The sequence below is a fragment of the Micromonospora sp. LOL_015 genome, from assembly GCF_048060275.1.
Lineage (GTDB): Bacteria > Actinomycetota > Actinomycetes > Mycobacteriales > Micromonosporaceae > Micromonospora_E.
The window spans coordinates 54,152-75,294 of the sequence record NZ_JBHMIO010000024.1 but is presented as its reverse complement, the minus strand read 5'-3'; the positions used below and the strand labels follow the sequence as shown (position 1 = coordinate 75,294).

The window sequence follows — 21,143 nt, the reverse complement described above, 5'->3', positions numbered from 1 at the left end:
GTCACACCTCCTTGTCGTCGGTGGCGGGACCGACCTGGGCCGGCTCCCGTTCGGCTACCGCCCGCTTGGCCCGCGGGCTGGGCGGGACCTGCAGGTCCATCGGGGGCAGCGGGAAGCTGCCCGGCGGCCGGGAGTCGACCTGCTCCTGCAGGGTCGGCGCCGGCCGCTCCTTGCGCGTCGGCCAGAAGATCACCACGGCGAGCAGGATGGCGACCGGGATACCGATCGCGATCAGCCGGTCGTTGCGCTCCCAGCCGCTGGTCACCCGGATCCCGCCGAGGGCCAGGATCCAGGCCAGGTTGATCGGCAGCAGCACCTTCCAGCCGAACCGCATGAACTGGTCGTAGCGCAGCCGGGGCAGGGTGCCACGGAGCCAGACGAAGACAAAGATCAGCGCGATCACCTTGCCCATGAACCAGAGCATCGGCCACCAGCCGCTGTTCGCCCCGTCCCAGATGCTGATCGGCCAGGGGGCCCGCCAGCCGCCGAGGAACAGCGTCACCGTCACCGCCGACATGGTCACCATGGCGACGTACTCGGAGAGCATGAACAGCGCGAACTTCAGCGAGCTGTACTCGGTCATGTAGCCGGCGACCAGCTCGGACTCCGCCTCGGGCAGGTCGAACGGTGCCCGGTTGGTCTCCGCCACCGCGGCGATGAAGAAGATGATGAAGCTGGGCAGCAGCAGGATCGCGTACCAGCCCGGGGCGTACAGGTCGAACCCGGCGATCGAGGTGAACAGATCACCGCCGGACTGGGCGGCGACGATCCCGCTGGTCGACATGGTGCCGGCGGTCATGAAGACGCCGACCACCGACAACCCGAGCGCGATCTCGTACGAGATCACCTGCGCCGTCGAGCGCAGGCCACCGAGCAGCGGGTACGTCGACCCGGACGCCCAGCCGCCGAGCACCAGCCCGTACACACCCATCGACGAGCAGGCCAGCAGCACCAGCACCGCCACCGGCACGTCGGTGACCTGAAGTGGGGTCCGGGTGCCGAAGATGCTCACCATCGGCCCGAACGGGATCACCGACAGCGCGGTGACCGCACAGATCACCGAGATCGTCGGGGCGAAGAAGTAGACCACCTTGTCCGACGCCTTGGGGAGGATGTCCTCCTTGAAGGCCATCTTCAGCCCGTCGGCCAGGGTCTGCAGCAGGCCGAACGGGCCGGCCTGGTTGGGGCCGGGACGGACCTGCATCCGGCCGACCACCCGCCGCTCGAACCAGACCCCGAGCAGGGTGCCCAGCAGCCCGAAGACGAAGGCGAAGACCACCTTGATCAGGATCAGCCACCAGGGGTCCAGCCCGAAGTCGGACAGCGTCGGTTCCTGTGCCAGTGGGTTCACCGCAGACCCCCTAGGTTCGGGTTCGTCGCGCCGTTGTGGCTGATCCGCCCGTTGCCGTCCGATCCGGCGACCGTGCCGTCCGAGCCGGTGGCGGCGCTGACCTTGACCAGTGCGCCGGAGACCGCGCCGAGGCTGCGGCGCACCGTCGAGCCGGGTGAGTTCGTCGGTAGCCAGACCACCCCGTCGGGCAGCAGATCGGTGACCGCCGCCGGCAGGGTGACCGCGCCCCGGTCGGTGCCGACGGTGACCGGGTCCCCGTCGGCCACCCCGAGCGCCCCGGCCAGCGACTTGGCCAGCCGGACCACCGGCGGCCGTGCGGTGCCACCCAGGTAGGGGTCACCGTCGGTGAGGGTGCCGAGGTCGATCAGGTGGTGCCAGGTCGCCAGCACCGCCTCGCCGGCACCCGGGCTGGCCGGTGCCGTCGGGTCGACCAGCGGCAGCCCGGGACGCTGCGCCTTGGTGGCCGGCAGCGCGCCGAGCTCCCGGCGGATCAGGTTGACCTCGCCGGTGCCGAGTGCGACACCGAGCTGGGCGGCGATCGCGTCGAGCACCCGGGAGTCGGCCATCGCGGTGGTGGTCAGCACTGCCTCGAAGGTGCGCAGCCGGCCCTCCCAGTCGAGGTAGCTGCCGGCCTTCTCCACCGCCGGTGCCACCGGCAGGACGACGTCCGCGCGGCGGGTCACCGCGCTGTGTCGGATCTCCAGACTGACCAGGAACGGCACCGCGTCGAGCGCCTGCTCGGCCAGCCGCGGGTCGGCCAGGTCGGCCGGATCGACCCCGCCGACGACCAGTGCGCCGATCTTGCCGGCGGCGGTCGCCGCGACGATCGCGTCGACGTCGCGGCCCGGCTCGGACGGGATGGTCCCGGCGCCGATGTCCCAGGCCCCGGTCAGCTCCGCCCGCGCGGCCGCGTCGGCGACCGGACGGCCGCCGGGCAGCAGGTTCGGCAGGCAGCCGGCGTCGACCGCGCCCCGGTCGCCGGCCCGGCGTGGCACCCAGGCCAGCTTTGCGCCGGCCCGCTCGGCGACCGCGCCAGCGGTCGACAACCCACCGGGTACGGTGGCCAGCCGCTCGCCGACGAACAGGATCGCGCCGGACCGGCCGAGCGCCTCGGTGACCGCGCGGTCGTCGGTGAGCAGCCGCGCCTCGTCGCCAGGCACGGTCGGCACCAACGTGGCGCCCAGCTTCTCCAGGCCCCGGCTCAGGTACGGGGCCAGGGCGATCACCCGCAGCCCCTTCTTGGTGTACGCCTTGCGCAGCCGCAGGAAGAGGATCGGGCACTCCTCCTCCGGCTCCAGCCCGGCGATCACCACCACCGGGGCCCGCTCGATGTCGGCGTAGGTGACGTCGGACCCGCCGGCCACCCGGGCGGCCAGGAAGTCGGCCTCCTCGGTGGAGCCGGCGGTACCGGTGACCGGTCGGGCCCGGAAGTCGATGTCGTTGGTGCGCAGCGCCACCCGGGCGAACTTGGCGTACGCGTAGGCGTCCTCGACGGTGAGCCGACCACCGGTGAGCACCCCGACGCCGTACGCCCCGTCGCGGGCGTTGCGCAGCCCGTCGGCGGCGACCGCCAGGGCCTCGCTCCAGGACGCCTCCCTCAGCTCACCGGTGTCGGCGTCGCGGACCAGCGGGGTGGTGAGCCGGTCGGTGGCGGTGGCGTAGCGGAACCCCCACCGGCCCTTGTCGCAGTTCCACTCCTCGTTGACCGCCGGGTCGTCGCCGGCCAGCCGGCGCATCACCTTGCCGCGCCGGTGGTCGGTGCGCTGCGCGCAGCCGGCCGAACAGTGCTCGCAGACGCTCGGCGAGGAGACCAGGTCGAACGGGCGGGCCCGGAACCGGTACTGGGCACCGGTGAGCGCCCCGACCGGGCAGATCTGCACCGTGTTGCCGGAGAAGTAGGAGTTGAACGGCACGTCGCCGTCGCCCTCACCGTCCGGTGTCGGTTCCGCGCCGAACGCCTCGTCCCGGTAGACGTTGATCTGCTCGCCGGAGGAACGGTCCATCAGGTCGATGAAGGCGTCACCGGCGATCTCCTCGGAGAACCGGGTGCAGCGCTGGCAGAGCACGCAGCGCTCGCGATCCAGCAGCACCTGGCTGGAGATCTCGACGGGCTTCGGGTACTCCCGCTTGTGTTCGTGGAAGCGGGAGTCCGGCCGGCCGGTCGACATCGCCTGGTTCTGCAGCGGGCACTCGCCGCCCTTGTCGCACATCGGGCAGTCGAGCGGGTGGTTGACCAGCAGCAGCTCCATGATCCCCTGCTGGGCCTTCTTGGCCACCTCGGAGGTGAGCTGGGTGCGGACCACCATGCCGTCGGCGACGGTCTGGGTGCAGGAGGCAACCGGCTTACGCTGCCCCTCCACGTCGACCAGGCACTGCCGGCAGGCGCCGGCCGGGGCGAGCAGCGGATGGTCGCAGAACCGGGGGATTTCGATGCCCAGCTTCTCGGCGACCCGGATCAGCAGTGCACCCTTGGGCGCGGTGACCTCGACGCCGTCGATGGTCAACGTCACCGTCTCGGTGGTCTTGGCTACCTCTGCCATTAGTGCGCACCTACCAATGCTTTCTCCGACAGCTTCGGTGCCGTGCGGCCCTCGATGTAGTCGAGGTAGTCCTGCTTGAAGTACTTCAGCGAGGACGTCACCGAGCTGGTCGCGCCGTCGCCGAGGCCGCAGAACGAGCGGCCGAGGATGTTGTCGCAGGTGTCGAGCAGGGTGTCCAGGTCCTCGTGGGTGCCCTGACCGGCGAGGATCCGCCGAAAGACCCGCACCATCCAGTAGTTGCCCTCCCGGCACGGGGTGCACTTGCCGCACGACTCGTGGTGGTAGAACTCCAGCCACCGGTAGGTGGCGTACACCGGGCAGTCCTGGTCGGAGAAGATCTGGGTGGCGGTGGTGCCGAGGATCGAGCCGGCGCCGGCCACCCCTTCGAAGTCCAGCGGTACGTCCAGGTGCTCGGCGGTGAGCAGCGGGGTCGACGACCCGCCCGGCGTCCAGAACCGCAGCTCGTGACCGGGCTGCATCCCGCCGGCCAGCTCGATCAGCTCGCGCAGGGTGATGCCCATCGAGCACTCGTACTGCCCCGGGTTGGCGATCCGGCCGGACAGCGAATAGATCATCGGGCCGGACGACTTCTCCGTACCCATGCTCTTCCACCAGGCGGCGCCACCGAGCACGATGTACGGCACGCTGGAGATGGTGCCGACGTTGTTGACCACCGTCGGGCAGGCGTACAGGCCGTGGGTGGCCGGGAACGGCGGACGCAGCCGGGGCTGGCCACGGAACCCTTCGAGGGAGTCCAGCAGTGCCGTCTCCTCGCCGCAGATGTAGGCACCCGCCCCGCTGTGCACCACCAGGTCCAGGTCGAACCCGGAGCCGAGGATGTCCTTGCCGAGATAGCCGGCCCGGTACGCCTCGTCGACCGCGTTGCGCAGCCGGCGGGCGGCGTGCACCGCCTCACCCCGGATGTAGATGTAGGCGCGGCTGGCCCGGATCGCGTACGAGGCGATGATGACGCCCTCGACCAGCGAGTGCGGGTCGTACATCATCAGCGGCAGGTCCTTGCAGGTGCCCGGCTCGCCCTCGTCGGCGTTGACCACCAGGTAGTGCGGCTTGCCGTCACCCTGTGGGATGAACCCCCACTTGAGGCCGGTGGGGAAGCCGGCCCCGCCCCGGCCGCGCAGCCCGGAGTCCTTGATCAGCTTGATCAGGTCGTCCGGGTGCACCGGGTCGGCGTCGCGGCCTCGGCCGTCCGGCGTACCGGTCAGCACCTTGCGCAGCGCGGCGTAGCCGTCGAGCTGCTGGTAAACATCGATCTTCCAGGCATCCGGTGACAGCCAACGCTTAGTCAGCACCGGGGTCAGCTTCTGCAGGGTTTCCGGTCGCGGCTGGGTCATCGGGTGCCCTCCTCGCTGCGCGCGTCCCGCAGCGACCCGCGCTGTGGCTGCGAGTTGTCGCCGGCCGGTTTGGCGTCACCGGCGGGCGGGTTGGCGGCGGCGCCGGCCGACTCGGCGGCCTCGGCGTCGCTGTCCGGTTCGGCCCGGTCGGTCGGCACCGTGGTGCCGGGGGCGTCCGGGGCCGGGGTCTTCGCGTCCGGGGCGCGGGTCTCGGCGGCCCGAATCTCCGGCGACTTGGCCTGTGGTGCCTTGACGTCCGGTGCGGTGCTGCCGGTCGCTGCCGGCGCCGGCCGGCTGGGTGCCGGGGCAGGGGCGTCGCCGCTGATCGGCGTGTTCGGGTCGAAGCCGGCGACCGAGACGCCGTGCTGCTGGGCCAGCCGCAGGCCGCGCAGCGTTGGGTCGCCGGCCGGTCCGTCGGCGACCGCGCCCTCACGGGTGTCGGAGAAGCCGGCCAGCTGCAGCGACATCTCCTTCAGCGGGCACAGCCGGGCACCTCGGGTGGGTGCCGGGCGGCCGCCGGCGCGCAACTCCTCGACGACGCCGAGCGCGACGTCCGGGTCGACCTTGTCGAAGAAGTCGTAGTTGACCGTCATCACCGGGCCGTAGTCGCAGGCGGCCAGGCACTCGGCGTGCTCCAGGGTGATGGTGCCGTCGGCGGTGGTCTCCTCGTGCCCGACCCCGAGGTGCTCGCTGAGCGCGTCGTACACCCGCTGGCCACCGAGCACGTCGCACATGGTGTTGGTGCAGACGCTGACCAGCCAGTCGCCGGTGGGCCGGCGCTTGTACATGGTGTAGAAGGTGGCGACCGCGCTGACCTGGGCCTTGTTGATGCCCAGCGCTTCAGCGCAGAACTCGACGCCGGCCGGCGAGACGTAGCCCTCCTCGGACTGCACCAGGTGCAGCAGGGGCAGCAGTGCCGACCGGGAGCGATCCGCCGGGTAGCGGGCGATGATCTCCCGGGCCCGGTCGTACGTTTCCTGACTGAAGCCCATCAGCGGTCACACCCACCCATCACGGGGTCCAACGAGGCGCCTCCGGCGATCACGTCGGCGAGCAGCCCGCCCTCGGCCATGGCCGGGATCGCCTGGAGATTGACGAAGCTCGGTTCTCGGTAGTGCACCCGGTACGGCCTGGTGCCGCCGTCGGAGACGGCGTGCACGCCCAACTCGCCGCGGGGCGACTCGATGCCGACGTACACCTGGCCGGGCGGCACCCGGAAGCCCTCGGTCACCAGCTTGAAGTGGTGGATCAGCGACTCCATCGACTGACCCATGATCTTGGCGACGTGCTCCAGCGAGTTGCCCATGCCGTCCACGCCGATGGCCAGCTGCGCCGGCCAGGCGATCTTCTTGTCGGCGACCATGATCGGACCGGGCTTCAGCCGGTCCAACGCCTGCTCGATGATTTTCAGCGACTCGCGCATCTCCGCCATCCGGACCAGGTAACGGCCCCAGACGTCGGCGGTCGGCGTGGTCGGCACGTCGAACTCGTAGTCCTCGTAGCCGCAGTACGGCATGGTCTTGCGCAGGTCCCAGGCCAGGCCGGCGGAGCGCAGCACCGGCCCGGTGACGCCCAGCGCGAGGCAACCGGTGACGTCGAGCACCGCGACGTTCTGCGTCCGCTCCAACCAGATCGGCTGCCCGGAGAGCAGGTCCTCGTACTCCTTGAGCCGCTTCGGCATCACCTTGAGGAACTCGCGGATCTTGGCGATCGCCTCGTCCGGCACGTCCTGGGCGACCCCGCCGGGCCGCACGTAGGCCATGTTCATCCGCAGCCCGGAGACCAGCTCGAAAATCTCCAGGATGTACTCGCGCTCCCGGAAGCAGTACAGCATGATCGAGATCGCGCCGAGCTCCAGGCCGGTGGTGCCCAGCCAGATCAGGTGCGAGGAGATCCGGTTGAGCTCCATCATCAGCACCCGGATGGTGTTCGCCCGCTCGGTGACGTCGTCGGTGATCCCGAGCAGCTTCTCCACCGCCAGGCTGTACGCCGTCTCGTTGAAGATCGGCGCCAGGTAGTCCATCCGGGTGACGAACGTGGTGCCCTGCACCCAGTTGCGGTACTCGAGGTTCTTCTCGATCCCGGTGTGCAGGTAGCCGACGACCGTCCGGGCCTCCCGGACAGTCTCCCCCTCCAGCTCCAGCACCAGGCGCAGCACCCCGTGCGTGGACGGGTGCTGCGGCCCCATGTTGACGATGATCCGCTCGTCGGTGAGCGGGTCCGTACCGCCGACCACGGTGTCCCAGTCGCCACCGGTGACGGTGAAGACCTTGCCCTCGTCGGTCTCGCGTTCGGTTGCGTATCCGGCCGTCATTGGTAGCTCCTCCGCTTGTCCGGCGGTGGGATCTCGGCGCCCTTGTACTCCACCGGGACGCCGCCCAGCGGGTAGTCCTTGCGCTGCGGGTGACCCTCCCAGTCGTCCGGCATCAGGATCCGGGTCAGCGCCGGGTGGCCGTCGAAGACGACGCCGAACATGTCGTACGTCTCCCGCTCCTGCCAGTCGGCGGTCGGGTAGACGGCGGTGACGCTCGGCAGGTGCGGATCCTCGGCGGTGACCGCCGCCTCCAGCCGGACCCGGCGCCGGTAGGTCATCGAGGTCAGCTGGTAGACGACGTGCAGCCGACGCTCGTCGGCACCCAGGTAGTCCGCCCCGGACACCGAGGAGCAGAGCTCGAAACGCAGCGCCTCGTCGTCACGCATCACCCGGCAGACCTCGGCGATCCGCTCCGGCTTGATGTGCAGGGTCAGCTCACCCCGGTCGACCACGACCTTCTCGATCGCATCGGCGAAGGCCGGGTACGCCTCCTCGAGGGCGTCGCACACCTCGTCGAAGTAGCCGCCGTACGGCCGCTCGGTGCCGGCCACGCTGGACCGGCGGCGGACCAGGCCGCCGAAGCCGGACGTGTCGCCGGAGCCCTGGATGCCGAACATTCCCCGGCCGGCCCCGCTGGCCGGTGGGAACTCGGCCGGCGCGCCGCTGGTCGCCCCGACCGGCGGGGCGGCGGCAGGTACGCCACCGCCCGGCTGCTCACTGGGCGCGTTGGTCGGCCCGGTCACTGGATCGTCCTTTCGCTGGTCGAGGCGGGAATCACTTCAGCCGCTCCCGGGCGTGCAGGTGGTTCTGGGCCTTCATCCAGTTCTCGATCCGCAACTGCTCCTCGCGGCCTTCCCGGACGGCCTGCTCCCACTCGGCCCGGCGGGCCTTGTCGGAGCGGTACGACGACGGCATCGCCCCGGGCGCGACCACCGGCACGTCACCGCGGGCCCGGCGGGCCTCCAGCATCTTGCGGCCGTTCGGGCCGAGCGGCTCGTGGCCGATCTTCTCGCGCAGCTTGAGAACCGCGTCGATGAGCATCTCCGGACGGGGCGGGCAGCCGGGCAGGTACATGTCGACCGGCACCACGTGGTCCACGCCCTGCACGATGGCGTAGTTGTTGAACATGCCGCCGCTGGAGGCGCAGACCCCCATCGACAGCACCCAGCGGGGCTCGGCCATCTGGTCGTAGATCTGCCGCAGCACCGGGGCCATCTTCTGGCTGACCCGGCCGGCGACGATCATCAGGTCGGCCTGCCGGGGCGAGGCCCGGAACACCTCCATGCCCCAGCGACCCATGTCGTAGTGCGGGGCACCGGCCGCCATCATCTCGATCGCGCAGCAGGCCAGGCCGAAGGTCGCCCCCCAGACGGAGGTCTTGCGGGACCAGTTGACCAGCTTCTCCACCGAGGTGAGCAGTACGCCGGCGGGGAGTTTCTCCTCGATTCCCATGGTTCCTCCGTCAGTCCCAGTCGAGCCCGCCGCGCCGCCACTCGTACACATAGGCGACCGAGACGGCGACGATGAACAGCGAGACCGCGACGTAGCCGAACGCGCCGAGCGGGTCCAGCGAGACCGCCCACGGGATCAGAAAGATGATCTCGATGTCGAAGATGATGAACATCATCGCGGTCAGATAGAACTTGATCGGGATCCGACCGCCGCCGACCGGCTCCGGGCTGGGCTCGATCCCACACTCGTACGCTTCGAGCTTGGCCCGGTTGTAGCGCAGCGGCCCGGCCAGCCGGGCGGCCGCCACCGAGAACAACGCGAAGGCCGAGGCGAGGGCGAACACCCCGACGATGGGTATGTAAGGCGAGAGCGACATGGGTTTCTCCTGCTCGTCCTTCCCTGCCCGCGGTCAGTTTCAGCGATCTGTGATGTCTCCCGCCGGGACCGGGCGTCGTTGCCCCATCCTGGCGACTACTGCGGTGGGCCGACGGCCCGGGGTGCTGCCGGCGGCCTCACACGGCCGGAGCCACCTTGGTCATCGCGTTGATCATCCGGTCCATCGCGTCCCCGCCACGCGGATCGGTCAGGTTCGCCAGCAGCTTCAGCACGAACCGCATCAGTGTCGGGTGCGGCATGCCGTGCTTGGTAGCGATTCGCATGATTTGTGGGTTGCCGATCAACTTCACGAAGATGTTCCCGAGCCGGTAGTAGCCGCCGTAGCGAGCCTTCAGCTCGTTCGGGTAGTGCGCCAGCGCCCGCTCCCGGTCGACGCCGGCCGGCCGGGCCAACGCCTGCACCGCCACCTCGGCGGCCAGCTCACCGGACTCCATCGCGTACGCGATGCCTTCACCGTTGAACGGGTTGACCATACCGCCGGAGTCACCGACCAGCAGGACTCCCCGGGCGTAGTGCGGAACCCGGTTGAAGCCCATCGGCAGGGCCGCGCCGAGAATCGGGCCGTCGGCGTTGGTCTCGTCGGCCAGCCCCCAGTCCGGTGGCGTGCTGCCCAGCCAGTCGGTCAGCATCCGCCGGTAGTTCGTCTTACCGAAGGCGCTGGACGAGTTGAGCACGCCCAGACCGACGTTGACCCGACCGTCGCCCATGCCGAAGATCCAGCCGTAGCCGGGCAGCAGCTTCTCGCCGCCCTCCCGGCTGCGCAGCTCAAGCCAGGACTCCAGATACTCGTCCCGATGCCGCACCGGCGACCGGTAGTACCGCCGGACCGCGACCCCGATCGGCCGGTCCTCGCGCTTGGCCAGCCCCATGGCGAGCGGGAACCGGCCGGACACCCCGTCCGCGGCGACGATCAACGGGGCATGGAAGGTGACCGGCTGCTTGTCCGGGCCGACCTCGGCGGTCACGCCGACCGCCCGCCCGGTGGCGTCCAGCACCGGAGCCACCACGTTGGTGCCGGTGTGCAGCACCGCGCCCGCCTCGACCGCCTGTCTGGCCAGCAGGTCATCGAAGTCCAGTCGGGTCCGGACCAGGCCGTAGTTGGGGAAGCTGGCCAGGTCCGGCCAGTCGAGCTCGAGCCGGATGCCGCCGCCGATCACCCGCAGGCCACGGTTGCGCAGCCAGCCGGCCTCGGGCGAGGTGTCGACACCCAACTTGATCAACTGTTTGACGGCACGCGGCGTGAGCCCGTCACCACAGACCTTCTCCCGTGGGAAGGTGGTCTTCTCCAGCAGGAGCACCCGTACGCCGTGCCGGGCAAGGTGGAAGGCGGTCGCGGAACCGCCAGGGCCCGCCCCGACGACGATCACATCGGCTTCGGTCTCGCTCACAGCCACCTCCCGTTCGCCTCCCAGTCGCTCGTGAAATGCTTCACAAGCCGTCTCGCAGGTGAGTCTAGAACCGTTAACAGGGCGGCAATCGGTTAGGCGACCCTAACCCTGCGAGGTAGCGACCTCGGCGGGTGACCGACGACCCGGAATCACCCATCGACGGACACCGAGGAGTAACCGACCCGTCGCCCGAACACCCGGATCCGGCGTACGGCAGCACGGCGCTACTTCCAGGTGGCACGGCGCTACCGCCGGGTGGCGCGGTGCAGCGCCACGATTCCACCGGTGAGATTGCGCCACTGCGCCGACCGCCACCCCGCCGCCGTGATCCGCCCGGCGAGCGCTGCCTGGTCCGGCCACTGCCGGATGGACTCGGCCAGATAGACGTACGCGTCCGGGTTGCTCGCCACCGCACGGGTCACCGCCGGCAGCGACCGCATCAGATAGGACAGGTAGAGCGTCCGGAAGGCGGGACTGGTCGGCTGACTGAACTCGCACACCACCAGCCGTCCGCCGGGCCGGGTCACCCGGGCCAGCTCGGCCAACGCGGCGTCGGTGTCGACCACGTTGCGCAGCGCGAACGAGATGGTCACCGCGTCGAAGGTGGCGTCCCGGAACGGCAACGCCAGGGCGTCCCCGGCGAGCAGTGGCACCTGCGGACGGGCCCGCCGGCCGGCCCGCAGCATACCGAGCGAGATGTCCGAGCCGACCGCCCACACGCCACCCCGGCCGAGTTCGGCGGTGGAGACGCCGGTGCCGGCGCCGACGTCGAGCACCCGGTCGCCGGGAAGCAGGTCGAGCGCCGCCCGGGTGGCCCGGCGCCACCGGCGGTCCTGGCCGAAGGAGATCACCGTGTTGGTCAGGTCGTACCGGCCGGCCACGCCGTCGAACATCGCGGCGACCTCGGCCGGCTGCTTGTCCAGGCCGGCGCGCAAGACCGGCGGCGGGTTGTCAGTCACGCCCGACCACTTTGCCAGCCGCGCGTCCCGACCTGCGGCGCGGGGCCGGCGACGAGGGTGACCGAGGTTACACACACTACGGGCGAGGTGGGTTGAACCACCTCGCCCGTAGTGCCGTGCGTTATGTAGACGGCCCCCTCGGACCGCTGGAGTACGGCTCCGGCGACCACCGCCCTGGGGGACGTGACCTGCGACGACCAAGGGACGGCGTCGCGGCGCGGGCGGCTGCCGGAACGTTGTTGACAAGGACGTTAGCGGCCGGCGGAAAGCTTCGCGCCCCTCGTGATCAACACGTTATGGCCCCTTGGCCTAAGGTTCGCGCCACCTCGCCGCATCGACAGCGCTGCCCACCACGACCGGCCGACCACCGGCCCACCCGCCAGCCGAGAAGGGCTGACTGATCGGCCTCACCAGCCACCCGATCGGACGAATCCGGACCGGTCAGCGCGCGTCCGGTCGGTCAGCGCACGTCGACCAGCGGCAGATCGCGACGGGCCCCGCCATTGGGCAACGCGATCGACGAGAAGTGCGACACCACCCGCTCGTCGGTCGGGTCGTCCGCCGGATCACGGTGCACAGCGAGGTGGTGGTACTCGGTGTCCCGCTGGGCGGGGATCCGGCCCGCCGAACGGATCATCCAGATCAGCTCGTGCAGGTTCGACCGGTGCCGGGCACCGGCCGAGGAGATCACGTTCTCCTCCAACATGATCGAACCGAGATCGTCGACCCCCATGTGCAGCGCCAACTGCCCGACGTCCTTGCCGGTGGTCAGCCAGGACGCCTGCAGATGCGCCACCTGGTCGAAGAAGAGCCGGGAGACCGCGATCATCCGTAGGTACTCCAGGGTCGTTGCCTGGGTGCGGCCCTTGAGATGGTTGTTCTCCGGCTGGTAGGTCCAGGGGATGAACGCCCGGAAACCACCGGTGGAGTCCTGGACGTCCCGGATCATCCGCAGATGCTCGATCCGCTCCGCGTTGGTCTCCCCGGTGCCCATCATCATCGTGGCGGTCGACTCGATGCCGTGCCGGTGCGCCAGCTCCATGACCTCCAGCCAGCGCGCCCCGGACTCCTTGAGCGGGGCGATCGCCCGGCGGGGCCGGTCCGGCAGCATCTCGGCGCCGGCGCCGGCGATCGAATCCAGCCCGGCGGCCTTGATCCGGGCGATTGCCTCGTCCAGTGATACACCGGACACCTTCGCCATGTGCAGGATCTCGCTCGGCCCGATCGAGTGGATCACCAACCGGGGGTACGCCGCCTTGACCGCGCCGAACAAGTGCTCGTAGTACTCCACCCCGAAATCGGGGTGGTGGCCACCCTGCAGCATCACCTGGGTAGCGCCCAGCTCGACCGCCTCGCCGCAGCGACGCAGAATCTCCTCGATCGGGTGGGCCCAGCCCTCGGTGTGCTTGGGCGCCCGGTAGAAAGCGCAGAAACGACACGCGGTGACGCAGACGTTGGTGTAATTGATGTTGCGATCGATCAGATACGTCACGACGTTGTCCGGGTACCGGCGACGGCGGACCGCGTCCGCGGCCTCACCGAGGGCGTGGAACGGCGCTTCGGTGTAGATCAGCAGCGCCTCCTCGGCGGAGATCCGCCCACCGTCGGCGCCACGCTGCAGGATGCTGTCGATCTCCCGGCTGGTAGTCACGCATGAAGCGTACTGCCATGTCGAGGGAGGGGCAGAGCAACCGGATGACGCCACTGCGCCGCCACCCGCCCCTGGTGATCCTGCTCGCCGCCGGTCTCGGACTGCGGATCGCCTACCTGGTCGCGTATCAGCCGGCGTTCTGGTTCCACGGCGACAGCGGCGAGTACCTGCTGATGCTGCAGCAGCCGCTGGAGCCGCACCCGAACCGGCCGATCGGCTACGTGCTGCTGCTGTCCGCGCTACAGCAGACCCGGACGCTCGCCGCCGTCGCGGCCGTCCAGCACCTGCTCAGCCTGCTGGTCGCCGTCGGCCTGTACGCCCTGCTGCTGCGCCGGGGCGTGGTCCGCTGGCTGGCCACCCTGGCCGCCGTACCGCTGATCTTCGATTCCCTGGTCCTCACCATGGGGCACTACCTGCTGCCCGACCTGATGTTCATGGTGCTGTTCGCCGCCGCCGTCGGGGCGCTGCTCTGGCCGCCCCGCCCCGGTCCGGTGGCGGCCGTCGTCTCCGGCGGGCTGATCGCCGTCGCCTGGGTGACCAAACCCACCGCGCTGCCGGTCGCCCTGCTACTCGCCGGCTACCTGGTGGTACGCCGGGTCGGCTGGCGGCCGGTGCTGGGCTACCTGCTCGCCTTCGGTGTGCCGTACGTCATGGTGATGGTCTGGATCGGCGACCGGCAGAGCGTCTACAGCGCGCAGAGCGGCACCGCCCTGTACGGCCGAGCCGCGATGATCGCCGACTGCGACCGCATCGAACTGACCGCCGAGGAGCGGATCGCCTGCCCGGACCAGCCGCTGGACCAGCGGTGGGACCGGGCCGACGCGTTCTTCTGGCGGCGGCCGGCCCGACTCGGCGACTGGGTGTACACCCCGGAGGGTGCCCAGGTGCTGACCAGCTTCTCCCGGTCGGTGATCAGCCAGCAGCCCGGTGACTACCTCGCGGCGGTCGGCCGGGAGAGCGCCGCACACTTCGTCCCCGGCCTGTACCTCGGGCCGATGAACGAGTGTCTGCGGCAGCGCCTGGTGCCGCCGGTCCGGTTCCGCTCCGCCGACCTACGGGTCGAGCAGAACTGTCCGCCGGCCCAGGCGTCCAGCGGGTTCCAGGCGGCGGTCGCCGAGCCGGTCGTCGCGGACCCGGCCACCCCGCTGACCCGGGCGCTGCACCAGTACGGCACCTGGACCCGGGGCATCCCGGTGGTGATGTCGTTGGCGGTGCTGCTGACCGTCGCGGCGCTGGCCGCTGGGCGGCGGGTCGCCGGCTGGATCCGGCTCGACACCGTACTGCTGGTGGTCGCTGGGCCCGGGTTGGCCGTGTTCACCGTGGCGATCGGCATGTACGAGCCCCGGTACGCGTTGCCGGCCCTGCCACTGGCGGCTGCGGCAGCGGCCCTGGCGGCTCAGGGTCTGATACATCGTCGACCGCTGGCCGGTGCTCCCGCTGTCGGCGGGTCGGCCGAGCAGAGCGGAACGATCGATTGAGCGGCTGACTCGCATCTCGTCTGGGCCAGGCCGCATAACTCGAACAAACCCGAGAATGAGTCACGAAAAGCATTCAAGAATGCGATCGCGGCGCAGATGAACTCACGTTTGTCTTGTGATTTCCAAGCGATGCTACATCTAGCGCTTTGTCGTCTACGCAACTACTCTTGGCTGCGGCCGAACGGGGCGCCGCCCGGTCACCACCTTCGGCCGGCACCACAACAGTCAGTCGGCCTCCGTACTCCCCATACACCAACCGGACCCCCGTCCGGACGTGCCGCCAATACCGATCTCGGCTGACCATTGTGCTCGAAATCCCCCTATCCGCCCGCAGTCAAGGAGACAACGTCATGTCTGGTGATTCCCTGCCGCGGACCGGCGCGAACGCTGCGGTCACCATCGGTGGTGTGGCCGGTCTCGGACAGCTCAGCCTGCCGCTGCCCCTGGTGATGGCAGCCACCGCAGTAGTAATGATCATCTTCGGAGCGGTTCTCGTCCGGTTGTCGTTCCGTCGAGGTCGCTCCGCCGCCCATCGATGACCGCGACCCTCGTCAGGGGTCGGATCCTCACCGCCGCAGCATTCCTTCTGGCGGCAGTAGCGGCATGGGCGGCCCACCATGCGTTTGCAGCAATCGGCTTGCTTAGCGCAGGCAGCGGGCATCAGTTCGCCGCGATCTACGTCCTGATGTACGGACTGCTGGTGTGGCAGTTGGGATTTGCCTACCTCAACCAGCCCTACCAGGTTGGCCCGGCCAGGCAGCGGCTCCTCGACACGCTAAAGGTGGCCGCGTTGGTCCCCGCGTACAACGAGGACCCGGCCGCGCTGCGCGCATGCCTCGAGTCCATGATCGGTCAACGACGACGGCCGCAGACGATCGTCGTGGTGGATGACGGTTCCACCACCGGCGACGTCGGGTACGCCGAGATCCGCACCTGGTTCAAGCGGGCAGCCAGCGACAGCGGCATCCGTCCGGTATGGCTGCGCCAGGACAATGCCGGCAAGAGACACGCGCAGGCGGCCGGGGTCGGCCAGGCGCCGGACGCAGATGTGTACTGGACGGTCGACTCGGACACGATCAGCGACCCGGAAACTCTCAACGAGCTACTCAAACCCCTCGCTGACCAGACGGTGCAGTCCGTCGCCGGGATCGTGATGGCAGCCAATGTTCACGCATCGTTCCTGACCCGGTTCACCGACCTGTGGTTCGTCACCGGCCAGCTGACCGATCGGTCCAGCCTGTCAGTTTTTGGGGCGGTCTGGGTCAACTCGGGGCCTATCGCCGTCTACCGGGGCCAAGTGATCCGCGACAATCTGGACAGCTATCTGCATGAAAGGTTCGCGGGACGTCGCGTGCCGTTCAGCGACGACTCGATGCTGACCCTGTTCGCCATGCTGCGCGGCCGAACCGTGCAACAGCCCAGCGCGTTCGCCTTCGCGCTGATGCCGGAGCAGACCGGCCACTTCCTGCGGATGTTCATCCGCTGGATGCGCGGATCGTTCATCCGGTCACTGTGGCGAATGCGATACCTGCCCTTGCGGTCGTGGGCGTACTGGCTACACCTGATCCGATGGGCGACGACACTACTGTCCACCGCACTGTTCCTGACCATCGCGGTGGTACTACCGATCCGGGAACCCTCGCTGACCGCGCTACCCTGGCTCATCTGTGTGCCGATGGCAATCGGCTACGCACAGTGCCTCCGCTACCTGGCGATCCGCCGGTCCGACCAGTCGACGGCGTACCAGTTGGGGACTTGGATGCTCGCCCCGGTCGCAGTGCTCTGGGCAATGCTGGTACTGCGCGTCGCTCGGTGGTACGGCGTGGTCACCTGCTGGAAGACCGGGTGGGGCACCCGAAAGACGGTCGAGGTCACGTTGACCGCCCCGTCAATTCCCGAGCAGCGGACCGCCCACGTCGAGCAGCCCTCCAAAGCCGGTGCCGAGGTGGTCTCCTGACGCTAGCCTGCATCCCATGCGACGGGTGTCGGTCATGGGGGCACCAGGCTCAGGCAAGTCCACCCTGGCCACCGAATTGGCCGTACGGCTCGGTGTGCCGCACATCGAGTTGGACGCCCTGTTCCACCAGCAGGCCCGCCAACTGCTCGACCAGCTCGGTCGACGATCATCCCGGTGACTCACGCCAGGCGTCGTAGTCGACAGTCAGGCGTCGTAGTCGACGGTGAGCGTCGGCGTGGTGGGCGTTGACTGGCAAGTCAGCACGTAACCGGCGGCCACCTCGTCCGGCTCGAGGGCGTAGTTGCGGGCCATCGTCACCGCGCCATCGACGATCTTCGCCCGGCAGGTCGAGCAGACACCACCCTTGCAGGCGTACGGCAGCTCGGACCGGACCCGCAGGGCCGCATCGAGCACCCGCTCCCCCGGCCGCGTCCGCACCGTCGACGCCCGCCCGTCGAGCAGTACGGTCACCTCGGTGCCGCCCACCGCGTCGGCTCCGGTCACCGCGTCGGCTCCGGTCACCGCATCGGCTTCGGCCACCGCATCGGCTTCGGCCACCGCATCGGCTTCGGCCACCGCATCGGCTTCGGCCACGGCGTCGGCACCGGCCGGCGGCCCGTCGCTGGCGTGGAAGAGTTCGCTGTGTACGGCACCATCCGGCACGCCCCACTCGGCGAGCACCTGCCGGACCGCCATGACCAGCCCGTATGGTCCGCAGAGAAACCATTCGTCTACTTGATCGCCCGGCACCACGGTGTCCAGCAGCCGACCGAACCGGGCGGCGTCGATCCGCCCGGTGAGCAGCTCCGCGTCCTGCGTCTCGCGGGACAGTACGTGCACGACCTGCAGCCGGTCCGGGTACCGGTCCTTCAGGTCGGCGATCTCGTCGGCGAACATCACGGTGTGCGCGGACCGGTTGCCGAAGACGAGGGTGAACCGGCTGCCCGGCTCGGTGGCCAACCCGGTGGCGAGCAGGGACAGCACCGGCGTGATGCCGGAACCGGCGGCCAGCGCCCCGTAGTACCGGCTCCGGCCCGGCTCGAACCCGGTGGTGAAATGCCCGAGCGGCGGCATCACCTCCACGGTGGTCCCGGCGGCGAGTTGGCGCACCGCGTACCCGGAGAAGGCGCCACCGGCGACGTGCCGCACGCCGATCCGCAGCCGGCCGTGGTCGGCGAGCTCCGCCGGGGTCGAGCAGATGGAGTACGAGCGGCGAATCTCCGGGCCGCCGGCCGGGTCGACCAGCCGTACCGTCAGATGCTGTCCGGCCTGGAACCGGTACGCGTCGCGCAGCTCGGGCGGTACGGCGAAGGTGACCGCGACGGCGTCGGCGGTGAGCTGGTCGACGCCGGCGACCGGGAGCGGATGAAACACCGGGCGCCGGCGCGCCGGTCGGCTGATCGTCACTGCCATCAGAACGCCTTCATCTGCTCGAACGGCTCGGCGCACTCCTGGCAGCGCCACAGCGCCTTGCAGGCAGTGGCACCGAATCGGCTCAGCTGCTCGGTGCGCGGCGAGCCGCAGGCCGGGCAGCGTACGGCCAGTGGGATTGGCACTGGCCCGACAGTGGCCGGCGACGGTGGGGCGATCCCGGCGGCGGCGAGCTTGTGCCGGCCCGCCTCGGTGATCCAGTCGGTGCTCCACGCGGGCGCCAGCTCGGTGACGACCGCGACGTCGGTGAAGCCGGACCGGTGCAGCGCCGCCCGGATCTCGGCCCGGATCAGCTCCATCGCCGGGCATCCACTGTAGGTGGGGGTGACCGTCACCCGGACCGCGCCGGTGGCCTCGGTGACCTCGACGGTACGGAGGATGCCGAGCTCGGCGATGGTAAGTACGCGGAGCTCCGGATCGACGACGGCTTCGACCGCCGCCTGGGCGACCGCGCTGGCCCCGCCGACGGCTGCTGGGCGTCCGGTCACCATCGCGCACCCGGGTGGGCCCGGTGCACCACCTGCATCTCGGCCAGCAGGTAGGACAGGTGCTCGGTGTGCCGACCCAGCCGACCGCCACCGGGCCGCCAGCCCTTACCGTCGCCGCCAGCGGCGGTGGACCCGGTGTCGGCGGGCACAGTCAGGGTGGCTTCGGCAAGGATCGGACCGACGACGGCGAGCCAGCCGGCCCACAGGTCGGCGATTCCGCTACCGGGCACCGGGGCGACCAGCTCGTGGGTGTACGGCCAGAGTTCGTCGACCGCGTGCTGCATGCGGCGGTGCGACTCCTCGGTGCCGTCGCCGAGCCGCAGGGTCCACAGCCGCGCGTGGTCGAGGTGGTAGGCGGACTCCTTGGCCGCCTTGCCGGCGATCGCGGCGAGCCGCTGGTCGGCGCCGGCGCTCAGCACGGCGTAGAGCCGGACCTGGTACGCGGCGAGGAACAGCAGCTTGCCGATGGTCACCGCGTAGTCGTCGTCCGGCAGCTCCACCAGCAGGCAGTTGCGAAACTCCTGGTCGGAGCGGAGGAAGGCCAGGGTGTCCTCGGTGACCGGCTGGTCGGCCGGCGCGGCCGGCACCGCATCGGGGGTGAGCTGCTCGGCGGCGTACGACAGCAGCAGCCGGGCCACGCCGAGCTGGTCGAGCGCGATGTTGGTGAGGGCGACGTCCTCCTCCAGCTCGGGGGCGCGGGCGCACCACGCGGCCAGCCGCTGGGCGGTGATCAACGCGTCGTCGGCCCAGCAGAGCAACTGGTCGGGGGGTGTCGTGGTCACAGGTGCCGCGCCCCGTCCGGCACCTGGTAGAACGTCGGGTGCCGGTAGACCTTGTCGGCCGCCGGGTCGAAGAATGCGTCCTTCTCGTCGGGGCTGGACGCGGTGATCGACTCCGCCGGTACCACCCAGATCGAGACGCCTTCCTGCCGGCGGGTGTACAGGTCGCGGGCGTGCCGCAGGGCGAGCGTCGCGTCCGGCGCGTGCAGGCTGCCGACGTGGGTGTGGGCAAGCCCCCGCCGGGACCGGATGAAGACCTCCCACAGCGGGGTGGGCGGAGTCCGGGCCGGTTCGCCGCTCATCCGGCACCCGCTCCGACCGGCGCAGCGCCCACTCCGGCCGTCGCGACGCCGGCTTTCCGCCGGCCGGCCTGCTTCTCCGCGTACGCCCGGGACGCCTCGCGGACCCAGCCGCCGGCGGCGTGCGCGGCCCGCCGGTGGGCAAGTCGCTGCCGGTTGCACGGCCCGTCGCCACGGATCACCCGGAGCAGTTCGTCGTAGTCCGGCGGGGTGAAGTCGTGCGCCTGACGCTGCTCGTTCCACCGTAGGCCGGGATCGGGCAGGGCGAGCCCGAGCGGGCCGACCTGCTGGACACACATGTCCACGAAGCGTTGGCGCAACTCGTCGTTGGAGAACCGCTTGATCTTCCAGCGCATCGATTTTCCCGAATGGGTTGAGTCGGCGTCCGGCGGCCCGAACATCGCCAGCGACGGGTACCACCAGCGGTCCACCGCGTCCTGGGCCATCTGATGCTGAGCCGGGGTGCCGTGCGCGAGGGTGTGCAGGATCTCGTAGCCCTGCCGCTGGTGGAACGACTCCTCCTTGCAGATGCGGATCATGGCGCGGGCGTACGGGCCGTACGAGCAGCGGCACAGCGGGACCTGGTTGATGATCGCCGCGCCGTCCACCAACCAACCGATCGCGCCGACATCTGCCCAGGTCAGCGTGGGGTAGTTGAAGATGGAGCTGTACTTCTGCCGGCCGGCGAGCAGCAGGTCGACCAACTCTTCCCGACTGACGCCGAGGGTCTCAGCCGCCGCGTACAGATACAGCCCGTGGCCGGCCTCGTCCTGGACCTTTGCCAGCAGGATCGCCTTGCGGTGCAGGCTGGGTGCCCGGGTCAGCCAGTTGCCCTCAGGCTGCATGCCAATGATCTCGGAGTGCGCGTGTTGCGCGATCTGCCGGATCAGTGTGCGCCGGTAGCCGTCCGGCATCCAGTCGCGCGGCTCGACCTTCTGGTCGGCGTCGATCATCTCGATGAAGTCCCGGTCGGGATCAACCGGTTTGTCGGGACAGGTTGGATTGTCGGCGGCGCGTGGGCCGGGGATCCGGCCGCGCAGCGCCGCGTCGCGCAGGGCAACTTCGGCGGCCTCGACCTCGTCGAGAATCCCGCCGCGGGTGCCACTCACCGTCTGGGGGTCGTCACCGTCCACCGACACAGTGTTACAAGAAACCCCAGTCACAGCCAAGCCCTGTAACAGCACTCGTGGAATCTTCACTGTCAGAGATAGGAGCAACACAGTGAGTGACTAGATGTGCGGCAATGAACGCGACTTTTATCCACTTATTATCAAGAAAATACTCAGCTATTCGGACAAATCATCTGTA

At 69.9% G+C, this 21,143-nt stretch carries 20 protein-coding genes; 4 read left to right on the top strand and 16 right to left on the bottom strand.

From position 1 onward, the window contains the following. Position 1: 1 nt before the first annotated feature. The 11 genes from nuoH to mqnC all read right to left on the bottom strand — a co-directional run bounded on the left by nuoH (position 2) and on the right by mqnC (position 13,403). The gene (gene nuoH / locus ACFHWU_RS19380) at positions 2-1,351 is read right to left on the bottom strand and encodes an NADH-quinone oxidoreductase subunit NuoH (RefSeq protein ID WP_416556500.1); all 1,350 of its coding nucleotides are present in this window, start codon (positions 1,349-1,351) and stop codon (positions 2-4) included. Next, positions 1,348-3,891, bottom strand: a complete 2,544-nt coding sequence (locus ACFHWU_RS19375; protein WP_416556501.1) for an NADH-quinone oxidoreductase subunit G — start codon at positions 3,889-3,891, stop codon at positions 1,348-1,350. Before ACFHWU_RS19375 ends, nuoH begins: the two co-directional genes overlap by 4 nt. After that, positions 3,891-5,243 carry an NADH-quinone oxidoreductase subunit NuoF gene (gene nuoF / locus ACFHWU_RS19370; protein ID WP_278173310.1) on the bottom strand — a complete coding sequence of 451 codons (1,353 nt, stop codon included), beginning with the start codon at positions 5,241-5,243 and terminating at the stop codon, positions 3,891-3,893. The genes ACFHWU_RS19375 and nuoF overlap by 1 nt, the downstream gene beginning before the upstream one ends. After that, positions 5,240-6,238, bottom strand: a complete 999-nt coding sequence (nuoE, locus tag ACFHWU_RS19365) for an NADH-quinone oxidoreductase subunit NuoE (RefSeq protein ID WP_416591205.1) — start codon at positions 6,236-6,238, stop codon at positions 5,240-5,242. Before nuoE ends, nuoF begins: the two co-directional genes overlap by 4 nt. Continuing rightward, a complete protein-coding gene (locus tag ACFHWU_RS19360; protein WP_282233277.1) occupies positions 6,235-7,557 on the bottom strand; it encodes an NADH-quinone oxidoreductase subunit D in 1,323 nt (440 codons plus the stop codon). Before ACFHWU_RS19360 ends, nuoE begins: the two co-directional genes overlap by 4 nt. Beyond that, complete coding sequence (locus ACFHWU_RS19355; protein WP_416556502.1) at positions 7,554-8,300, bottom strand: NADH-quinone oxidoreductase subunit C; 747 nt, start codon at positions 8,298-8,300, stop codon at positions 7,554-7,556. Before ACFHWU_RS19355 ends, ACFHWU_RS19360 begins: the two co-directional genes overlap by 4 nt. A 31-nt stretch (positions 8,301-8,331) precedes the next feature. Further along, positions 8,332-9,009 carry a NuoB/complex I 20 kDa subunit family protein gene (locus tag ACFHWU_RS19350; protein ID WP_123607119.1) on the bottom strand — a complete coding sequence of 226 codons (678 nt, stop codon included), beginning with the start codon at positions 9,007-9,009 and terminating at the stop codon, positions 8,332-8,334. Positions 9,010-9,019: 10 nt separating this feature from the next. Continuing rightward, on the bottom strand, positions 9,020-9,385 hold the full coding sequence (locus ACFHWU_RS19345; protein WP_123607118.1) for an NADH-quinone oxidoreductase subunit A: 366 nt from the start codon (positions 9,383-9,385) through the stop codon (positions 9,020-9,022). 136 nt (positions 9,386-9,521) lie between these two features. Further along, a complete protein-coding gene (locus ACFHWU_RS19340) occupies positions 9,522-10,793 on the bottom strand; it encodes a geranylgeranyl reductase family protein (protein WP_416556503.1) in 1,272 nt (423 codons plus the stop codon). Positions 10,794-11,038: 245 nt separating this feature from the next. Further along, positions 11,039-11,752, bottom strand: a complete 714-nt coding sequence (locus ACFHWU_RS19335; RefSeq protein WP_416556504.1) for a demethylmenaquinone methyltransferase — start codon at positions 11,750-11,752, stop codon at positions 11,039-11,041. A 460-nt stretch (positions 11,753-12,212) separates the two neighbouring features. Continuing rightward, a complete protein-coding gene (gene mqnC / locus ACFHWU_RS19330; RefSeq protein ID WP_416591200.1) occupies positions 12,213-13,403 on the bottom strand; it encodes a cyclic dehypoxanthinyl futalosine synthase in 1,191 nt (396 codons plus the stop codon). A 17-nt stretch (positions 13,404-13,420) separates the two neighbouring features. Between mqnC and ACFHWU_RS19325 the strand changes: the two genes are divergently transcribed. The 4 genes from ACFHWU_RS19325 (at position 13,421) to ACFHWU_RS19310 (ending at position 17,016) form a co-directional block, all read left to right on the top strand. Beyond that, on the top strand, positions 13,421-14,881 hold the full coding sequence (locus ACFHWU_RS19325; protein ID WP_416591199.1) for an ArnT family glycosyltransferase: 1,461 nt from the start codon (positions 13,421-13,423) through the stop codon (positions 14,879-14,881). A gap of 350 nt (positions 14,882-15,231) precedes the next feature. Then, positions 15,232-15,420 (top strand): hypothetical protein, encoded by a 189-nt coding sequence (locus ACFHWU_RS19320; protein WP_416556507.1) that lies wholly within the window; start codon positions 15,232-15,234, stop codon positions 15,418-15,420. Between the two features lie 98 nt (positions 15,421-15,518). After that, the gene (locus ACFHWU_RS19315) at positions 15,519-16,838 is read left to right on the top strand and encodes a glycosyltransferase (RefSeq protein ID WP_416556508.1); all 1,320 of its coding nucleotides are present in this window, start codon (positions 15,519-15,521) and stop codon (positions 16,836-16,838) included. 16 nt (positions 16,839-16,854) lie between these two features. Next, entirely contained in the window at positions 16,855-17,016 is a 162-nt protein-coding gene (locus tag ACFHWU_RS19310; protein ID WP_416556509.1) for an AAA family ATPase, read from the top strand. Between the two features lie 26 nt (positions 17,017-17,042). On the opposite strand, the gene ACFHWU_RS19305 is transcribed toward ACFHWU_RS19310, so the two are convergent. From ACFHWU_RS19305 to paaA, 5 genes are read right to left on the bottom strand one after another with little or no spacing between them, the layout of a single operon-like run. Continuing rightward, a complete protein-coding gene (locus ACFHWU_RS19305) occupies positions 17,043-18,251 on the bottom strand; it encodes a 2Fe-2S iron-sulfur cluster-binding protein (RefSeq protein ID WP_416591198.1) in 1,209 nt (402 codons plus the stop codon). After that, positions 18,251-18,760, bottom strand: coding sequence for a 1,2-phenylacetyl-CoA epoxidase subunit PaaD (gene paaD, locus ACFHWU_RS19300; protein ID WP_416568564.1), 510 nt, complete (start codon positions 18,758-18,760; stop codon positions 18,251-18,253). Before paaD ends, ACFHWU_RS19305 begins: the two co-directional genes overlap by 1 nt. Further along, positions 18,754-19,539, bottom strand: a complete 786-nt coding sequence (gene paaC / locus ACFHWU_RS19295; protein ID WP_416556512.1) for a 1,2-phenylacetyl-CoA epoxidase subunit PaaC — start codon at positions 19,537-19,539, stop codon at positions 18,754-18,756. Before paaC ends, paaD begins: the two co-directional genes overlap by 7 nt. Continuing rightward, positions 19,536-19,838 carry a 1,2-phenylacetyl-CoA epoxidase subunit PaaB gene (gene paaB, locus ACFHWU_RS19290; protein ID WP_416556513.1) on the bottom strand — a complete coding sequence of 101 codons (303 nt, stop codon included), beginning with the start codon at positions 19,836-19,838 and terminating at the stop codon, positions 19,536-19,538. The genes paaC and paaB overlap by 4 nt, the downstream gene beginning before the upstream one ends. Continuing rightward, positions 19,835-20,968, bottom strand: coding sequence for a 1,2-phenylacetyl-CoA epoxidase subunit PaaA (paaA, locus tag ACFHWU_RS19285; protein ID WP_416591197.1), 1,134 nt, complete (start codon positions 20,966-20,968; stop codon positions 19,835-19,837). Before paaA ends, paaB begins: the two co-directional genes overlap by 4 nt. Between the last annotated feature and the right edge of the window lie 175 nt (positions 20,969-21,143).